A 15,654-nucleotide genomic window follows, 5' to 3' on the forward strand; every position below is an offset into this window, starting at 1 on the left:
GGAGGTTCACCATGACACTAAATGATTGGATTACTAATCTATACATCTTTGTCTTAGCATCCTTTTTAGGACTAGAATTAATTCGGAACGTTTCACGCTTGTTACATACCCCTCTAATGTCCTTGACAAATGCTATCTCTTCGATCTCCCTGGTCGGTTCCTTAGCTCTTACAGGAGAAGGAGATAAAACATGGGTCATTGTCCTTGGTACCATTGCCATCATCGCCTCCTCCATTAACGCAGTCGGCGGCTTTTTAATTACCGATAGGATATTGAAAATGTTCAGGAAAAGTAAATAATTTCTGGGAAGTACAGCTCTATGGAGAACATCATTCAATTTGTCTATATCGCTTCAGCTTCTCTTTTCATTCTTTCCTTAAAATGGATGAGTGAAATCAAAACGTCCAGATGGGGTAATTGGGCGGGAACAGCAGGTATGGCTCTGGCTATTTTAGCCACACTTCTCAAACCAGAAATTCACGGTTATCTCTGGATCGCTATTGGTATAGTCATTGGGGCTTCTATAGGTACGCCAATGGCTATGCTGATGCCAATGACAGCCGTGCCGCAACGAACCGCTCTATCTCACGCCTTCGGTGCTTTAGCCGCAGGCATCGTAGGGAGTGCTGAATATTTTCTGCACGGCTCCAATCTTTCCATGCCTCAACTGATTGTTTTATGCATCGAAGTACTTTTAGGGTTTTTAACTTTTACCGGTAGTCTACTGGCTTTCGGCAAACTTCAAGAAATCATTCCAACTAGACCTATTCTTTATCCAGGAAGAAATTTAGTAAGTCTTTCGGTTTTTGCTTTCAGCTTATTTTTAATCGCCTATTTAGTCATTAAAGGAGGCAGTCATCCTTTTCTTTTCAGTTCTATCGTGTGTCTTTCTTTGCTCTTTGGCATTCTTTTAGTCTTGCCGATTGGCGGAGCAGACATGCCAACGGTTATCTCCATTCTTAACGCTTATGCAGGTCTTTCTTCTTCATTCATGGGCTTTTTGCTCAACAATAAGCTACTGATCATTGCAGGAGCACTGGATGGAAGTTCTGGACTGATCCTTTCCATTCAGATGTGTAAAGCAATGAACCGTTCCTTTACGAACGTTCTTTTTGGAGGAGTCGGGCAGGTCCTTGAAGTAGCTGATCCCTCAAGAGATGGTAAGATCGTTAAAAGCCTATCCCCTAAAGAAGCTTCTATTTTATTTGAAGCAGCTAAGAAAGTTGTAGTAGTGCCTGGATACGGTATGGCTGCGGCTCAAGCTCAGCATGTGGTAAAAGAACTAACAGATGTTCTAGAGAATAGAAATATCGAAGTAAAATTTGCTATTCATCCTGTGGCTGGCAGAATGCCAGGACATATGAATGTGTTGCTGGCAGAAGCCGATGTACCCTACGATAAACTTGTTGAAATGGAAGAGATTAATCCCCTTTTTCCTGAAACAGACATCGTTTTGGTCGTAGGAGCCAATGATATTACCAACCCAGCCGCTAGGAAAAACCCAGGTTCCCCTTTATATGGTATGCCCATATTGGATGTCGATAAGGCCAAACAGATTCTTTTCATCAAACGCAGCATGTCCACAGGATTTGCAGGAATTGATAATGACCTCTTTTATTCGCCAAAGACGATCATGCTCTTTGGAGATGCGAAAAAGGTACTTAATGAACTGTTAATCTCCATTAATTCCAATTAAATCAGGCTTTTCTTTTTGACTAGGTATCTTTAGTTTTTTCTTAATCTTTTTCCTTGATCATCTCCCCTCTCTTTTCCTATTCTTCTTACATCTTTCTTCTTCCTATGAAAACAAATATTAAAGAATTGACCCAAACAATCATCGACATGATCCCCACCCCTCTCAGATTCAATGCTCAGGATGAAGCCATTTTTCAAAAATTTAAACCTTTTCATGAAAAACTTTCTAAAATAATCGTCAAAGGGTTTTACGATATATTGTTTGGCTATCCAACAACTCAAAGCATTTTTAAGCCGGATGAAAGACCTTTGCGAGAGCCCGATCTTCAGCGCTGGTGGCAAAGAACTATCACTGGACCTTTTGATATAAACTACTGGTCTTGGCAGGCAGCAGTTGGAATCATTCATATCAAAAGGAAGGTCAAAAATCCCATGATGCTCTCCATTTGGGGATGGATTCTACTTACCCTGCAAAAAGAGTTCTACATGAATTACTCTCCCCAAGACACATTCGAGGCTATGGATTCTTGGCATAGGCTAGCCATTACAGTAGAGTCCCTTATTGCCGAAAGCTATCTTCATAATTATATCGTTGCATTAGCTCAATCGACTGGTACCGAGTTTGCCCTTCTCGATAGACTTGTAGCCATAGAGGTAGCAGACATTGACCCGAAGAACCTGAGCTAATTGGATCTCATGTTTGAATTTTAATATCCTTATACGCAGCAATTCCAATAAGAATAAAGGGAATAGATTGTGTAAAAAGGAAAAGAATAACCAGAAGGACTCTAAAAAGAAAAGAAAGTCTTGGAGTTTGTTGATCCAACGACCATATCAAATAGGAAGAAATTAATCCGATAGCTCTACGATCATTATAGGTTGTTCCTCCAAGAGCAAAATACCGATCCATATCTTTCTTAGCAATAGTTTCAGCTTTGGTGATATTTAAATCAAGCATCTTTCCTAAAAAGGGGTGCATGGAAAGGAAGCTTTTTGTGGCATTAATAACATAAATTGTCGCAACAGTTAACCGGCTTTGATAGGTTGTAGTCGGAATAAACCGAGGGCTTGTCCATTCATAGAATGGTTCAATTCCTAAATCCCAGACGGCTCTTCTTGCCTGCTCAAAGGTACGATTTTCCCATTCCCCATTTCTGACCAATTCATAACCCCATCTGTTTATCTGATCCCTTCCAGCGGTTTTTGTAAATCCTAGACAGAAAAATGTGCTCACAAAAATAAAAGTCATTAAAGCAGCTATGCCACAAAAGAAATGATGGATCAATTTGACTTGGAATGTCCGATTCCACAATTGTGTATAGTGACTGGCGAGCCACCAGCAGAAGCTAGCGAGGAAGAAAGAAAACAGCAAGGTTAACCAAAAAGAAAGAGGTTTTTGATAAAGAAACAAAAAAAAGGCTTCTCTTAACAAATTCAATCCATCGTTGATCATGTACGCATTCTGAAATTAATCCATGGAATCATAAATAGTTTAGACTCACCAGCGCTTAAACATTTTTTTCTTTTTTCCAACTGAGTTGTCTCTTTTCTCTAGAACAAATTGGTTAAAAAGCAACTACCTTAGGCTTCCAAAAGGACATCGAATACTCTACGTCTTCATCAAGGAAATGGTGGAGGAGAGGAAGGAGGCAAAGGAGGGGTTCCAGGAGGAGGTCCATACCCTTCTGCAGGAGGAACAGATCCAGGAATTTGAGGATAGGAAGGAGAAGATGCTGGCGGAGTGGATGGAAATGGAGGGGGCGGAAAAGATTGAGAAGAAGCGGTAGGCATATAAGGAGCTGGAGTCTGAGGGGCTGGCGAAGAGGGATTGAGCATTGGATTAGCCCCTGATAATGCTAACCTCCTGTTCTCTGCCATTTGTCTTAATTCTTGTGCATATTGTTCTAATAATCTTTCTTTTTCTTCCCTTGCTTTTGCAGCAGCTCTTCGGAGTGCTGCGTTATGGGCTGCCACTCTTGCACGCCAAGCTTTTTTCTCTTTCTCATACGAATACAATCCTCCTCCTAATCCACCAAGGATAAGTCCTCCCAGAGCCCCCCATCCGGCTCCAGCTCCTCCGCCAGCAAGTCCTCCGATAAGCGCTCCTCCAGCAGCCCCTATCCCTGCTCCTTCAGCAGCAGTCGTGGGTCCACCGGTTCCAGGCTGCAAATACTTTGGTTTTCGGCCAGGACTAGAAACCTCGGATTTCGCCTCCGTATAGACTTGAGCTGCTTGCTTATCAATTTCTTTAAGTCGATTGGCTAGATCTGTCCATTGACTGTCTTCTTGCCTGAGAGCTGTAGCCAGATCATAAGCTGAATAGAGGACCGTTTGTTGTGTTCCTGGAATAGTTTGTTCTGGCACCGCCACCCAAGGAAACTTGTTATCTTCGTTCAAAAATTTCCATCCACCATCAGCTTGTTTTATCGCTTTTAGCTTCCAATCAAGAGTAAGAGGCTGATTAGCCTCAAAAGCAGTTCGTTTCTGATCCTGATAATAGACCATACCGGGTTCTTGATCTAGGGTAAAGAGAAGATCTTTAATATGAGATTTTGCCCAAGGTTGAAGATCTTTAGGAACACCTTCCAATCTTTCTTTTCCGGGAAGCACAGGCCCTACGGGTACCCAAAAGAGCGTAAGCTGTGGTTGAACCGTAACCTCATAATTCAAATTCCATTGTCCATTCTGATCTTTAACTGCGCTCTTTTCTTTAATATCAACAAAAGTAAATCTCTTAGGGATTTGGGCTTTAATAGCTTCTTCTGCCTGAAGTAACGATGGTTTGGACTCCAAAACTTTAAAAATCCCCTTTTGACCATTTATCATTCCATTAAATAAAGGAAGAACAAAAAGAAGAACCAAAATGGCGACAATAACCAGCCCAATACCACCGATCAATGGGAAATAAGATCTAGAACTTCTAGCTACATATCGTGTTAGCTCTTCAAGAGGATTTTTACAACTCTTACAGACAAATTCTGCTCCCTCAGGGACTTCAGTGATTTTTCCCGCTTCCTCACACTCTCCAAAATTTATGCATTTGCCTTTTCTTATCCCTGTAGTTCTTGCCTTCGGACCTATCATCTTTTCGGCAAAAAGGTCTTCTCCCTCTCTGTCTTCTATCATTCCATTTTTGCTTAAATCCTTCGAAATCTTTTCCTTTTTCAAATTAAATCTCATAAAGGAAATTATTTTGTCTTTAGTTTATTTGAAAATTTAACAAAAGTCATTAAAAATATTACCAGTAAACCACATTTTTTACTTTACTTTTTTACTAAGACTCACTACTTTTTAGCACAAAGCCAAACTTCCACCCGTCTGTTTTTTTCCCTTCCTGCTTCCGTATCATTGGAGGCAACTGGCATTTCTTCTCCTGCTCCAGCAACATTGACCACTGTTATTCCCTCTTTCTTCAAAGCATTGGCAACGCTCTGTGCTCTTTCAAAGGAAAGCCCCAGATTATAAGTGTGGTTCCCAACGTTGTCTGTAAAACCAATCAACAGCACTCCCTTGTCTTTATTTGCTGGTTCCGAAAGAAATTGTGCAAGCCTTTTGATATCGACAATCCCTTTGTTATCTAATTCCTTGCTGCCAAAACGAAACCGAATGTCAAAAGGCAGTCTTTTGGCTCCCGTTACCAAACTTTTATATCTTTCCGAAGCATTCAGAGGAATGAGATTGCCCTCATCGGCTCCATTTGTAGGAATCGATCCGCTGCTTGCTTCTTCTATGCCACTGCCGATAAAGCCCATGGATGAAACACACTGTTGACCTGGAGTGGATAAAACATAATGAATGAATTTTTGTATCCAGGAACTATTTTTATCAGTGAGGTACAAGTACAATCTAAAGGCTAATGGATACTCTTCGGTGCCAATTGTAAAGCGATTTGGTTTGAAAGCCTTAGCTCCTTTCATAAACAAAGAAAGGATCTTTACATTTTCATTAGCTCCAGAATGTTGTGAAACAGATGGATAATCTGCAATGCCTAAGCTTGTTGGATTGTCCGAAACCGCTTTCTTTACTTCTTCGACCCCCACTGTTTTAACATGAGTCCTATCAATAGGCATGTGCTGAAAAAAACTGAAAAGAGTTTGATTGCTACAGGAGGAGCGTTGATCAGGGACAAAGAGAATAATTTTGCCTTGGTAAGGTAGATTCAATTCCTTCCAATGCGTAATATTGCCTGAAAAGATCTTCTCTAATTGTTCTAGGCTTAAGGAATTTAGAGGATTCTGATTATTAACCATAACGGTTATGGCACTCTGGCCAATAACGATTTCATGGTCTGGAGCAGTCATATCAAAAGGAAATCTTTTCAATTCCTCAGCTAGAATTTTCCGACAGGAAATTAACAGTTCATCTTTTGCCGCTACCAAATGGACAAATCCATGAGTTGTCTTTTGAGTTAGAATATCAATAATGGCTTGCGTTTTATCTGGTAGGACAAAAGAAAGCTCAGTCGATTGAGGATTTTGTTCTCTCCAACCGATTTCCTTTCCCTTGAGGTCCTCATGTAAAAATCCCAAAACCAATGGCCGAACAAGACTCCGTGCTAAACAATCTGAGGTGGTGATACTAAAAAGAAGCTTTGGCTGCAAAGAAGAACTAAGGCCAGCTTTGTTCTTTACAGCAGAAGAGTTTTTGAAGAAAGAAAAAACTATCCCGGCAAGGATTACTCCCCCCAATGCCAATAAAATAAAGGGAAATGGCAAAAGCAATCTTTTTTTCTTTCTTGAATCCCATTCATCAAGAGGAATGAGTCGAGTGCCACAATCAGGACAAACAAATTCTTTATCTGATTCAATCTCAACGACTACATGTTGGTCAGCCTTGGAAGGGCAATTTCCAAAATTATCGCAAATCCCTTTTCTTGTCATCGAAATGAAAAAATAGGATCACAGGAAGATCACAGTTCTCCACGAACCTTTTTTATTGCCAGTTTTCCCCAATCGGCCAATTTTCTTGATTTTGGATCAGTTGGCTTTATCGTTCCTCTCAGACTGTTGACTTTTTTGACAATCTCAGATTCGACTTCCTTTCTTTTTGGCTCTAGCTTCAGCTCTGGACTTTTAAGCAATGCCTCAACCTTTTGCTCCAAAAGTATCCCTGCTTCTTCTCTGATATTGGAAAGGGTTTCAGAAAAATTCTCTCCTCCAAGATAGACAGGTTGATCAAACCCATATTCATCTTTTTGCATAAAGCCTAACTGCATCGCTCCAGTTTCAGTCTCAATTTTTTGAAGCATTTCTCTTTCAGTACCATCTTCCTCTTTTTCCTTCAGGACCATTCCTAAAAGAAGAAGGGGAGCTAACCTCTCTTCCAATTCTGTTCGAGTAGGAACAAAAAGTGAAGGAAGAGTTTGGCCATCCCCTTCAATATGCAACTCCATACGGGCTCTTTTCGAATCAGATCCATTAATTCTTTCTAAATATTTGGACTTCAAAAAAGACACATGCTGGACAATGCGCAGTGGGAAAAGGTTTGTAATGCTCACAAGGATGATTTCATTGAGCCGAGTATCGTTTTCAATAAACTCTTTGCTTGGATTGCGAATACATTCAAAAAAGACTTCCTTGAGAACTTTGATGTAATCTTCCATTTCTGGGGCTTTTGGAAGGATAACTGTAAAATTTGATACAGCTATTTGTGCTGTAGGATTAATGCCTGGTCCAACTCTTCTTTTCTCATCCGAATTAAAGAGAAGATAATTGCCTGCGGCCTTAACAACGTTGTCTAAGTACAGTCGAAGCGACTGCCTATCTGCATACCTCTCTTTTAATTTTTCTATAATACTCACTCCAATAAGCCGATCGCTTTCGGTGTGCACTAAATTGTTATGCGCAATCTTCGCATTTTCCATGCATTGTCTTTCTAGGGTATCGAGAAACACTGTCTTAGAAATCCTTTCATTTAGAGTCTTAAAATCGAGTTTTTCTCCAAGCATTTCAGCAATAGCCGTTCTGACTCTTTGTGTTTGGGTAGTTGCTTCTTTTTGATCTTTAATCAATCTTTTTGTAACATTTTTAACAAGCTGCGGGTCGTAAAAACGGATCACCTGTTTTCTTAAATCGATCATTGCCCCCTGATCAGAACAACGAACAGCTATTTGATCTTCAAATGCTTTAATGGATTCAGCAATCATCGATGCAGCCTTATCCACATCGGCCTTCAATAAAACGATTTCTTCAATAATCGCAGGCAGGAATTTCTTGGCAAATTGCCAACCCTCTATTTTTGTCCTCACCGTATAAAGATCTTGCAATACAGTAGAAGCCGCATCAAAAAGCCTTTTCCTCTTGCCAAACATATCCGAAATTACACCCACTTTGGCCCATTCTTTTTGTTGTTCCGCCAATCTTTTGGCCAATTCCTCTTCCTGTGGTTTCAATTTGGTGATTTCTTCTTCGATACGATCGAATCGAGCTTTTAAATGAGGAATTAAAGCTCCAAGAAGCGAGCTGATTTCGTAAGCGGATTTTGTTCCATTAACCCAATCTGAAAAAAGCTCACGCTCCAATTTTTGTCTTATTTCCCTGGCTCTTTCTCTAGTCGATTGATTGACTGTCTCATAAAAAGCTTTAACTCCTTGTCCTCTGTATTGCTCTTGAAACCTTGCATCCAACAAGCTTTTCAACCGATCCAACCATTTGTCCGCTGTTTCCTTTCCCTGCACATATTCTTTTAAATTCGTCGTCACATTCATCCAATACCGGCTCACAGGCTGCCATTTTGATCCTACCCCATCCGATTCAAGAATCGGAGAAGACAGGATGAAGTGTTCGTCGCTGAGCATCCATCGCTCGAGCTGTTCGGGGCTACTCACATAGCTCACCATATCCAGATTGCGTGGATCGGCTAAAAAGCCATCAGTCTCAGACCAGTTGTTATAGCGAAGCTGCAAAGCCGCTTGCCGAGCAAATTGGAAGGCAATGTACTCAGAAATTTCCGATTCAGGGACAGACAGCCTTTTGACACCAAAAGTTAAAAATCTTTTCGAACGAACAGGATCATTCGAACCAGGTAGCGTTTCAGGATTTCCATCCCCATTTTCTGCATTCTCAGCCCGTCCGAGCGATTCCCAGTTAATGTTTCTGACTGTCACAATTTTTTGGTAAAGAAAATCAGCCAGAATGTTAGGGATATCTTCTGAAATATCCACGGCTAGTCCGTTTTCGTTAAAATTGGTAAAAACATAACACCCATTGAAAGGCGTTTTGAGTTCTTCTAATTTTCTTCCATCCCCGGCAATGTCACAGGGATAAAACTTACCGACACTCAAAGCATTAAGTTCAAGCAAAGCGGCATAGCCGTTGGCATGATAATTTCCAGTATTCCAGTTAGGTTTCGGATGCTCTTCAGGCAACAACGTATAAAGAACAATTCGATATTGAAGAGTATTGGGATAGTTTTTCCTTATTTGACTAACACAATCAATCAGGGTCCCACTGCCTGTTCCACCCGCCAAGCCACAACAAACATGAAAAGTAACATCCTGTTGACCACCTTTTTGAATTTCGTTTACAAGATGGGTGAGTCTGTGACAAAATTCGTCAGCATGGCTGGCAAAAAGAAATCTTCCAAGCCTCCTTTTCTGCCCCCCGATGGCATCCCCAATAATACTATTGAGGATGTCTCTCCAAATGGTTTTGTCTCCAATCCAAGGCTGAATTCCAGGATAACTCGGCAGGTCCTCAAGGATTGAAGCCAAATTTGAAGATTTTATCAAAAGTTGGCTGGTTGGTGGAATTTGAACACTCTGTCCAAGAACTTTCCAACTAGGATCATCAAGACGCATCAGCTCATCGCTGGAATCGACATAAAGGTAAGAGAGCCGGACATTGGGAGGATCGATTTTCCTGAATTCTTGAAAGATGGTCTTTCGGAAAGCTCGTATAATTTTTCCTCCCGTTCCACCCAAGCCGATAATGAGATGATTTGCATTCATCCAGTTGCGCGGGAGCCCCTGGCATTCATGCCGGGGAGGGATAGCGCGGCGGCGTAAGCCGCCCCAGTTCCCGCACCTCCTTCCTCCAATGCTATCTTGGTTCAGGCGGGCACCTCCACGATCCATCAACTCTCCGCACCCGCTTTCCTAAGCCCTTAGGGGCCTTGTAACGCGGGCATCTCTGCCCGTCTCCCCTCGGGAATGTCTGCAACCGGCTCACCCCTTGCGGTGTCGGTGAGAACCTTAGGGCCTTTGCCTTTGCCCTGCATGATCCCCACCTCCCAGTGTCCGGGACTGAGGAAGCATCCCGGAGTGGGTCTTAACGACCTGTTGCAAACGTAGCGGACTGACTACCGCTTTCCCTGTTCAACCTAGCTTGCTTTCACAAGCTCCGCCCTTTAGGGCGGGGTAGTTGTAGGTTCAATGCTTCTCCCCAAAGATCGAGATGTTTTTAATAGCTTCAAAACCGACGCGACCTTTCTCCTGCACAAAAGCAAAGACCCTCTCTATCTTACTGTATTGTGTTAAAATAACCACTTTTGTAAACACAGACCTTGTATTTTTTTTTCGGCTGCTAAAAAACTAAGTCCTGACTCGAATGTCCTGATAAGCTGCCCATCCAATCAAGCTAAAAGGGATAAGCTGAAATCCAACAAAAAGCAGTGCAAGGATCGACCGGGATAAAACAACAAGCCTTCCCATTTGAGAATCGAGAATCGAAATGAGGTAGTAGGTAACGATTTTGAGAGCCCTATCCACAGGATAGACTTGAGGGCTACTTTGGAAAAAAGCGTTCATGTCTTGGAGTAGAGCTCTACTGGGTATAGAAACATCTGGGCGGATAATCAAAGAAAGAGCGGGATGATTTTTTGAAAAATCGTAGGCTGCATTCCTCGCATAGATATTGGCCACAATCGCTCTGGAGTATGGATCTACCAATGGAACGAATTGAGCTTGGGGGGGAGGAAGAAACTTTTCTCTTCCACTGAGTCGAACAGCCTCATAAGATTGAGCTAAGGTCCAATCTTCCCAACGAGAATCCTTTAAAATTTTGGCTGCCCAATTAAAAACAATCAGTTTGCCAACCTCCTTAGAATATTTCAAAGAAAAAAAGCAGATCACAAAAAGAGTCGTTGCAACGGCCGCAAAGCCACAAAAAAGATGATGGATCGGATTGGCCCTAAATTTCTTATTCCAAAGGAGAGTATAGGTACTGGCAATTATCCAGCACACAGCCCCTAGCAACGCTCCAATTGCCATGGAATAAAGAAAAAGAGGAAGCTCTTTTTTGAGCATATAAGAAAAAGAAGCAGCAAGAAGCCAAAAGAATATCTTCAAATAAACCATAATATATACTATTTCAGCTCTTTCATTTAATATAAACCCCTTTGCTTAAGGCTATACCACTATTAGGAGATACCCCCCCTCTTCCTATGGCATTCTATAATATGAGGCGGGGGTGGGAATCGAACCCACGCATAGGGCTTTTGCAGAGCCCGGCCTTACCACTTGGCTACCCCGCCTATACTCCTCTCTTTATAGCATCCCTTGATTCAGCCAACAAATTAATTCAATGTTTGTTTTTTGGCAAACAAGGATTCATAGTCAGCAAGATACTGACTAAAAGCATCGTTACCATATAGGATGCGAGCGGTATCAAGAAAATTTTTTTCATCCGCATATTTTTTTTGAAACCTACACAGAGCAGCCCTAGCGAAATAATAACCAGGAGAAGCTTCATCAAAAGCACTTAATTCAGAAAGCAAATTCTCTGCACCTATAAGCCTTCCTAATCCAATTTCACAATAGATCCTTTTCAAAAGAATCTCTTTGTTCATAGGATCATGTAATGCCGCTTGTTCGAACCGATATAATGCTTCTTTAAAATCTTTTTTTGCAAAGAAAACCTCTCCTAAATATTGATAGGCAGGACCATAGTCTGGTTGTATTTTAAAAACCTTGTACAACTCTTTTTCCGCCCTTTCATAATCCTTCTGCTTTAAATAGATCCGGGCAGCTAAAACGATAGTACGTGGATCATTTGGCCTTAATTCTATAGCCCTAGAAATAGCTTTTTGCGCTTCCTCTAACTTAAGCCTTTTAAAGGCTACCAAAGCATCCTGATAGGCCTGAAAAAAAACCCTATCCTTTTCTTTTTGATTCTCCAATACCTCACTCCATCCCCAGCCTCTACCCCAAAAAATAAAAATAGTGGTAGCTGCCCAAAAAACAGATAAAAGCTCTTTCCTTTTTCTCCTAAAAAGTCTAATTAGCCTTTTTTTATTGTTCACTCCCCTGCTCACACGATAGATAAAAAGAATAATTAAAACTTTTTATATTATTCCGTTTATATGTATGCGATAAGCCATTTAACTATTCAATCTCCTTTTTTCAAATTCACTAAAAATAGAGTGCCAAAAGCAAAAAAAGACCTGTAGCCAATTTCCCTTACTTTTCAAGAAAACCACTTCCTTACAACCAGAAGGCTCAAGCTGCTTGATTGAAGACCGCACGAATATTCTACTCTTTATAAAATGAAGAGGTTAGGTAGCGTAGGGAAAGCTCCAAAACCGATAGGTCTGTCCCTCTCTACGCTGAGGGGATGGGAAAAAAGAAGGTAAGTTGCCGAACCTACGGGGGGAGAATGGCTGTATTGACTGCTAAGCCTTAAGCCAAATCAACTTTTGGTTTTTGGCCATGACCCTTCCAGCAGGAATTTCAGGAGCCGCAGATAGTACTTTTTCAATGATAGGTTGTTTTCTATTACCAGACACCAAAAACCAGATCTGATTTGCCATATTTATCAAAGGAAAAGTAAAGGTAAGTCGGATTTGACCGCTAGAAGGCTGAAGCGAAAGAGCAGTATAGTGTTCTTTTTCTTCTAAAGCCTCAGAATCAGGGAAAAGTGAGGCGGTATGGCCATCTTCCCCAATGCCTAATAAAATCAGGTCAAAAATGGGAGGATTTCCTACCTTTTCAAGCAGCATTTTTTCATAGAGTGCTGCTGCTTGAGAAGGCTCTTCAGAGAGATGCCAGCCATAAAATTGGAATTCTTTATTCGTAGCCCCCAAAGTTCTGCGAATCATTCCTTCATTACTCTGGGCATCTTCAATTGGAACCCAGCGCTCATCACCAAGCCAAAAACAGATTTTTTCCCAGGGTAATGCTTCTGTGCACAACCGCTCATAAAAAGAAACTGGCGTACTACCTCCCGATAAAGCCACATGACATATAGGTTTATGAGATAATGCAGTTTTTATTATTTCTTTAAAAGATAAAGTAAGATACTCAAGCCACTCTTCTAATCTTTCAAAAGAGATCACCTCTATTCGATTCATAGTTTTTCCTACCATTCAACTTTCCGCTTCCTGTATTTCTTCTTCTTCCTTTGGAGGAGGTCCCCAATAGCGGCCGTCTCTTCGCAACAATTCATCTGCTTCAACAGGTCCCATAGAGCCTGGAGCATAAAGAGGAATAGAATCAACTTCTTCCTCATTCCATGCATTTCTTAAAGCATCGATAATTTTCCAAGCATACTCTACTTCATCCGATCGGGTAAAAAGGGTCGATTCTCCATTCAAGGCATCCAACAGTAATCTTTCATAGGCTTCTGGGAAATAATGATCACCATATCTCCTGTAATAAAAATCCATTTTTGCCTCCTGCAGAGCAGGTAGATTGGGCACTTTGGTATTAAAAAGAAGATGAATCCCTTCGTTGGGTTGAATACGAATTTTCAACCAGTTTCTTGCCACTTTTTTGGTGCTGTTTGCAAACAGGACGCAGGGAGGCCGATTGAAAACGATACAAATTTCACTGAATTGTTTAGCCAACGCCTTTCCAGTCCTTAAATAAAAAGGGACACCACTCCATCTCCAGTTATCGATCTCAAGTTTCACACACACATAGGTTTCTGTAAGAGAATTCTTAGAGACCTTATCTTCTTCCCTATAGGCTTTAATTGTTTTTCCTCCCAGAATCCCAGGCCCATACTGAGCACGGACGCTATTGTGCAGCCATTCTTCGGAAGATGGGATAGGCACTGACTTTAAAACTTTCACTTTTTCATCCCTAATTGACTCGGCTTCAAGGGAAGCTGGAGGCTCCATGGCAATCAAACTGAAAAGCTGCATCAAATGGTTTTGTAGCATATCCCGTGAAGCTCCAGTTGCATCATAGTATTCTCCACGACTCCCAATGGTTTGCGTCTCAGCAACAGTAATTTGTACATGATCGATATATTTTCTGTCCCAGAGAGGCTCAAATATCGAATTACCAAACCTAAAATAAAGGAGATTTTGAACTGTTTCTTTACCTAGATAATGATCTATTCTAAAGATACTTTTTTCAGGAAAATATTTTTGCAGAATGGAATTTAGCTCTCTGGCTGATTTTAAATCTGTACCAAAAGGCTTTTCTACAATTAGCCGTCTTTGTCCAGAGATTCCAGGCTGAGGATTTAAGCCAGCTTTTGCCAAATTTTCCGAAACAATAGGAAAATATTTTGGAGCGGTGGCTAAGTAAAAAAGATGGTTATCCTTATAATATTTGGATTCAGGCAAAGAGTTGAGGAGATGGGCAAGTTTCACATAATCTTCAGGATTTGCTAAATCCCCTTGCAAGTAAAAAATTCTTTCCTCGAGCCATCGCCAAACCTCTGGATCTATGGGATGCGTATGGGAATAATCCTCTAGGGATTGTTTTAAAAGCGCCCTAAATTCTTTTTCTCCATATGGTCTGCGCGCAAAGCCAACAATGACGAAATGATCGGGTAGTCGCCCATGCTTGCGAAGGTGATAAAAAGCAGGAATAATCTTTCTTTTGGTTAAATCACCGGTCGCTCCAAAAATAACAACCGCTGTCGGATCAATTTTTGCAGGATAAACAAATGTGGTCGACCGATGAGCTTTATGACTTTGCATAAAAAAACCCTTTCTAGAAGACTATCTTTTGAAAAGAGTAAATATTTAAAAACTCTTTTGAACAAGAGGGTGTTAAAAAAAATCAATTCATCAACAAATGACCCAAAGTTTTATAAAGACTTCTGGAGAACCTGAGGGAAAAAAACAAAAGTTATTTTTAAAGGTCAAAAATAAAGAGTTATTTTTTTATTCTGACTCTTCTTCTTCGGCCATTTTTCTCATTTTCCATTTAACGTAAAAAGACCGTTCATCATAGAGAATGAAGCTCAGAACAAAAGTAGCGAAAAGAATCCCCATCGCCCATGTTGCAACCCATCCTAAAGTATATTTTTGCATACCAACGGCAAGAGGAAATACAAAATCCACATCCTGAGCAACCTGATCTTGGCTAATCGAATCAACCTTATTCAGCAACTCTTCTGAGGCGGATTTTGGCACATGCAACACAATCTTATAATGGCCAGGATGATTGAAATTCACAGGAATTTTTGCAATACCATTAGCATAAATGGTTGGAGGAATAGAAGCTATGGACCGATGTAAAGGCTCTTCAATCACTTCAATGCGAACAGGGGTATGGTTAAGAACATTCTGAACACTGTAGAGATCAAATACAAGTGTCATATTGCCAGTAAAAGGCACTTCATGGCAATAAACAGTCCCACATTTTTCTAAATCTGTAAGTTTAGAATGTGGGAAAACATCCATATGAATAGCAAAATCGCCTTTTTGTTGAATGGGGCATAAAGGTTTAGAAGGAACTAATCGGCCGTGCGCAAACACGGAAGAAAGAGAGCAAAATGGGGAAAAAAGAAGCACACACAAAATAGCCAATATTTTTATTTGTATTTTCTTATTGCTTTGCGGAGATTTTTTCATTTGAATACTCCAAATAATTCTTTTATAGGCTCGAGCGGGAAACCTTGCCAATAATTATAGGTTTCCCGCCTTTTTTTTCAACTTATATTTCGCACAATTCCATTTTTGTGGTTCTCTCTGGGTCGTTCAACACAACCGCAGGTGGCGTAGCAGGCTTGCCATAGTAGACCTGTTTGATCAGTTCCATCACTCTTGGGCAAATCTGGAGCC

At 40.9% G+C, this 15,654-nt stretch carries 12 protein-coding genes and 1 tRNA gene; 3 read left to right on the forward strand and 10 right to left on the reverse strand.

Features of this window, described 5'->3' with window-relative positions; all coding sequences use genetic code 11:
- Positions 1-11 precede the first annotated feature (11 nt).
- From A7Q09_RS09885 to A7Q09_RS09895, 3 genes are all read left to right on the forward strand, one after another.
- Positions 12-299: an NAD(P) transhydrogenase subunit alpha gene (locus tag A7Q09_RS09885; RefSeq protein WP_134391278.1), complete on the forward strand. Its 288-nt coding sequence runs from the start codon at positions 12-14 to the stop codon at positions 297-299.
- A gap of 20 nt (positions 300-319) precedes the next feature.
- Positions 320-1,696 carry an NAD(P)(+) transhydrogenase (Re/Si-specific) subunit beta gene (locus tag A7Q09_RS09890; protein WP_134391279.1) on the forward strand — a complete coding sequence of 459 codons (1,377 nt, stop codon included), beginning with the start codon at positions 320-322 and terminating at the stop codon, positions 1,694-1,696.
- A gap of 104 nt (positions 1,697-1,800) precedes the next feature.
- The gene (locus A7Q09_RS09895) at positions 1,801-2,382 is read left to right on the forward strand and encodes a protoglobin domain-containing protein (RefSeq protein ID WP_134391280.1); all 582 of its coding nucleotides are present in this window, start codon (positions 1,801-1,803) and stop codon (positions 2,380-2,382) included.
- A gap of 7 nt (positions 2,383-2,389) precedes the next feature.
- Here A7Q09_RS09895 and A7Q09_RS09900 read toward each other — a convergent pair whose 3' ends face one another.
- The 10 genes from A7Q09_RS09900 to A7Q09_RS09945 form a co-directional block, all read right to left on the reverse strand.
- Positions 2,390-3,148, reverse strand: a complete 759-nt coding sequence (locus tag A7Q09_RS09900; protein ID WP_134391281.1) for a hypothetical protein — start codon at positions 3,146-3,148, stop codon at positions 2,390-2,392.
- A 167-nt stretch (positions 3,149-3,315) separates the two neighbouring features.
- Positions 3,316-4,821: a hypothetical protein gene (locus A7Q09_RS11165; protein ID WP_166791982.1), complete on the reverse strand. Its 1,506-nt coding sequence runs from the start codon at positions 4,819-4,821 to the stop codon at positions 3,316-3,318.
- A gap of 158 nt (positions 4,822-4,979) precedes the next feature.
- Complete coding sequence (locus A7Q09_RS09910) at positions 4,980-6,575, reverse strand: phosphate ABC transporter substrate-binding/OmpA family protein (protein WP_134391283.1); 1,596 nt, start codon at positions 6,573-6,575, stop codon at positions 4,980-4,982.
- 29 nt (positions 6,576-6,604) lie between these two features.
- Complete coding sequence (locus tag A7Q09_RS09915) at positions 6,605-9,643, reverse strand: tubulin-like doman-containing protein (protein WP_134391284.1); 3,039 nt, start codon at positions 9,641-9,643, stop codon at positions 6,605-6,607.
- A gap of 582 nt (positions 9,644-10,225) precedes the next feature.
- A complete protein-coding gene (locus A7Q09_RS09920; RefSeq protein WP_134391285.1) occupies positions 10,226-10,990 on the reverse strand; it encodes a hypothetical protein in 765 nt (254 codons plus the stop codon).
- A gap of 104 nt (positions 10,991-11,094) precedes the next feature.
- A tRNA-Cys gene (locus tag A7Q09_RS09925) sits at positions 11,095-11,166 on the reverse strand.
- 42 nt (positions 11,167-11,208) lie between these two features.
- The gene (locus tag A7Q09_RS09930; protein WP_244228647.1) at positions 11,209-11,934 is read right to left on the reverse strand and encodes a lipopolysaccharide assembly protein LapB; all 726 of its coding nucleotides are present in this window, start codon (positions 11,932-11,934) and stop codon (positions 11,209-11,211) included.
- Between the two features lie 369 nt (positions 11,935-12,303).
- Positions 12,304-12,981: a 6-phosphogluconolactonase gene (gene pgl, locus A7Q09_RS09935; protein ID WP_134391287.1), complete on the reverse strand. Its 678-nt coding sequence runs from the start codon at positions 12,979-12,981 to the stop codon at positions 12,304-12,306.
- A 15-nt stretch (positions 12,982-12,996) separates the two neighbouring features.
- Complete coding sequence (gene zwf / locus A7Q09_RS09940; RefSeq protein ID WP_134391288.1) at positions 12,997-14,565, reverse strand: glucose-6-phosphate dehydrogenase; 1,569 nt, start codon at positions 14,563-14,565, stop codon at positions 12,997-12,999.
- 186 nt (positions 14,566-14,751) lie between these two features.
- On the reverse strand, positions 14,752-15,444 hold the full coding sequence (locus tag A7Q09_RS09945; RefSeq protein WP_134391289.1) for a hypothetical protein: 693 nt from the start codon (positions 15,442-15,444) through the stop codon (positions 14,752-14,754).
- Positions 15,445-15,654: the final 210 nt, after the last annotated feature.

The sequence above is a fragment of the Methylacidiphilum sp. Yel genome, from assembly GCF_004421185.1.
GTDB lineage: Bacteria > Verrucomicrobiota > Verrucomicrobiia > Methylacidiphilales > Methylacidiphilaceae > Methylacidiphilum.

Excerpts from the sequence above, each read along its gene's own strand:
- A7Q09_RS11165 (WP_166791982.1), bottom strand. The coding sequence starts at position 4,821 with ATGATAGAAGACAGAGAGGGAGAAGACCTTTTTGCCGAAAAGATGATA.
- A7Q09_RS09885 (WP_134391278.1), top strand. The coding sequence starts at position 12 with ATGACACTAAATGATTGGATTACTAATCTATACATCTTTGTCTTAGCA.
- A7Q09_RS09915 (WP_134391284.1), bottom strand. The coding sequence starts at position 9,643 with ATGAATGCAAATCATCTCATTATCGGCTTGGGTGGAACGGGAGGAAAA.
- pgl (WP_134391287.1), bottom strand. The coding sequence starts at position 12,981 with ATGAATCGAATAGAGGTGATCTCTTTTGAAAGATTAGAAGAGTGGCTT.
- A7Q09_RS09900 (WP_134391281.1), bottom strand. The coding sequence starts at position 3,148 with ATGATCAACGATGGATTGAATTTGTTAAGAGAAGCCTTTTTTTTGTTT.
- A7Q09_RS09890 (WP_134391279.1), top strand. The coding sequence starts at position 320 with ATGGAGAACATCATTCAATTTGTCTATATCGCTTCAGCTTCTCTTTTC.
- A7Q09_RS09920 (WP_134391285.1), bottom strand. The coding sequence starts at position 10,990 with ATGGTTTATTTGAAGATATTCTTTTGGCTTCTTGCTGCTTCTTTTTCT.
- A7Q09_RS09910 (WP_134391283.1), bottom strand. The coding sequence starts at position 6,575 with ATGACAAGAAAAGGGATTTGCGATAATTTTGGAAATTGCCCTTCCAAG.
- A7Q09_RS09945 (WP_134391289.1), bottom strand. The coding sequence starts at position 15,444 with ATGAAAAAATCTCCGCAAAGCAATAAGAAAATACAAATAAAAATATTG.
- zwf (WP_134391288.1), bottom strand. The coding sequence starts at position 14,565 with ATGCAAAGTCATAAAGCTCATCGGTCGACCACATTTGTTTATCCTGCA.
- A7Q09_RS09895 (WP_134391280.1), top strand. The coding sequence starts at position 1,801 with ATGAAAACAAATATTAAAGAATTGACCCAAACAATCATCGACATGATC.